This is a genomic window from Acidocella facilis ATCC 35904, from assembly GCF_000687875.1.
Classification (GTDB): domain Bacteria; phylum Pseudomonadota; class Alphaproteobacteria; order Acetobacterales; family Acetobacteraceae; genus Acidocella; species Acidocella facilis.
In genome coordinates this window covers 1-1,452 of the sequence record NZ_JHYG01000044.1, presented here as the reverse complement: position 1 = coordinate 1,452, position 1,452 = coordinate 1, and the positions used below count along the sequence as shown (strand labels likewise).

At 60.7% G+C, this 1,452-nt stretch carries 3 protein-coding genes; 2 read left to right on the top strand and 1 reads right to left on the bottom strand.

Annotated elements, in window-relative coordinates:
* Nucleotides 1–117 precede the first annotated feature (117 nt).
* Both T331_RS0116710 and T331_RS0116705 read left to right on the top strand, forming a co-directional pair.
* Nucleotides 118–360 carry a type II toxin-antitoxin system Phd/YefM family antitoxin gene (locus T331_RS0116710; protein WP_026440845.1) on the top strand — a complete coding sequence of 81 codons (243 nt, stop codon included), beginning with the start codon at nt 118–120 and terminating at the stop codon, nt 358–360.
* The gene (locus tag T331_RS0116705) at nt 357–782 is read left to right on the top strand and encodes a type II toxin-antitoxin system VapC family toxin (protein WP_026440844.1); all 426 of its coding nucleotides are present in this window, start codon (nt 357–359) and stop codon (nt 780–782) included. Before T331_RS0116710 ends, T331_RS0116705 begins: the two co-directional genes overlap by 4 nt.
* Before the next feature lie 84 nt (nt 783–866).
* Here T331_RS0116705 and T331_RS0116700 read toward each other — a convergent pair.
* A partial coding sequence (locus tag T331_RS0116700) for a hypothetical protein (protein WP_244877004.1) occupies nt 867–1,452 on the bottom strand: 586 nt, incomplete at its 5' end.

Genomic DNA, 1,452 nt, shown 5'->3' with positions numbered 1-1,452 from the left:
CTGCCCACGCGCTATCTTCCGAATCGGAAGTTGACCGGGCCACCACGCCCACCAAAAATCTTCCGCTCCCATGGCATCCATGCTACAAGTGACCATCTAACTGGTCAGGATTATCCCATGGGCAGCGTTAACCTCGCCGACGCCAAGGCGCATCTGAGCGAGCTCGTCGAACGGGCCGCCGCCGGAGAAGCCGTACGCATCACCCGCCGGGGCAAGCCGGTGGCGCAACTCGTCCCGGCTGACATCCCGCGCAAGCCGGTCAATCTCGGGGCGCTGCAGGCCGTGACCGCCGCCATGCCGAAACAGGCTGAGCCCGCGCGTGAGGCCATCCGTAAAATGCGCGACGAGGCGCGTTATTGAGCCTGTATCTCGACACGTCGCTGCTGGTCGCCGCCCTGACCAATGAAGCAGAGACCCCGCGCATGCAGGCGTGGCTGGCGGCACAGCAAGCCGGAGAGCTGGCGATCAGCGACTGGGTGATGAGCGAATTCTCCTCGGCCCTGTCGATCAAATTACGCACCGGCCAGCTGCAACCCGTCCACCGCGCCGAAGCCTTGGCGATGTTCACACAACTCACCGCTGAAAGTTTTTTGCACCTGCCGGTCAACGGGCCGCAGTTCCGGACCGCTGCCCGCTTCGCGGACCAATACACGCTCGGCCTGCGCGCGGGCGATGCCCTGCATCTGGCCATCTGCGCGGATCACGGCGCCACCCTATGCACACTCGACCGCCGCCTCGGCGAGGCCGGTGCAGCACTGGGCGTGAAAACAATGCTGCTGTAATCGCCCACGCAAAATGGGCCGTCCCACTGCCGGGTCCGGCCCATCCGCATTGGTCGTGGTTCTTCGTGAATTCCGAGCATCGGGCTACCCGTCCTCCTGCCCGGCGATGTCGGCAAGACAGTCCGACAGAAACTCCGCGGTCGAGCAGCCTTTGATAGCATCGGCGGTGATGAACAGTGCCATGCCGCCAAAACAATCGGCACGCATTTTTGAACAGGTGAACGCCGTCGTCACCGTAATATAACGCAGCTTGGCGGAACGCCGCACGATGTCTTGAAGAATCACCTCCCACGACACGCCGCTCATATCCAGCTCAATGATGTCATCACCCGATGTGGCATTTTTGAGTTTCTCCTCCACATAGAAATACACTTGGCTTTTGCTGCCGCGGGTCGCGTCCAGCGCCGCGCTAAGTTCAGCGCGATTGACCCAGATCAGATCCGATGGGCCTTGCCAGGAATGGAAATACGTTCCGTCGCCATCCGAGTCCGCATCAAACATCTGCGAGAGCAACAACAACTCCAGCTTCGTCATATCCGCGTTCGGGATGATTTCCGGTATCACGGTCGGTGAAAAATAATCCGCCATGTTGGCCTCCAAAAATGCAAAACCCGGCACGGAGCCGGGTTCTGGGTTGAAAGAGATGGATGGTGAAAGTCGATGCTCAGGC

What these genes read in the sequence shown, in the direction of transcription:
- T331_RS0116710 (WP_026440845.1), top strand. Translation starts at nt 118, where the DNA reads ATGGGCAGCGTTAACCTCGCCGACGCCAAGGCGCATCTGAGCGAGCTC.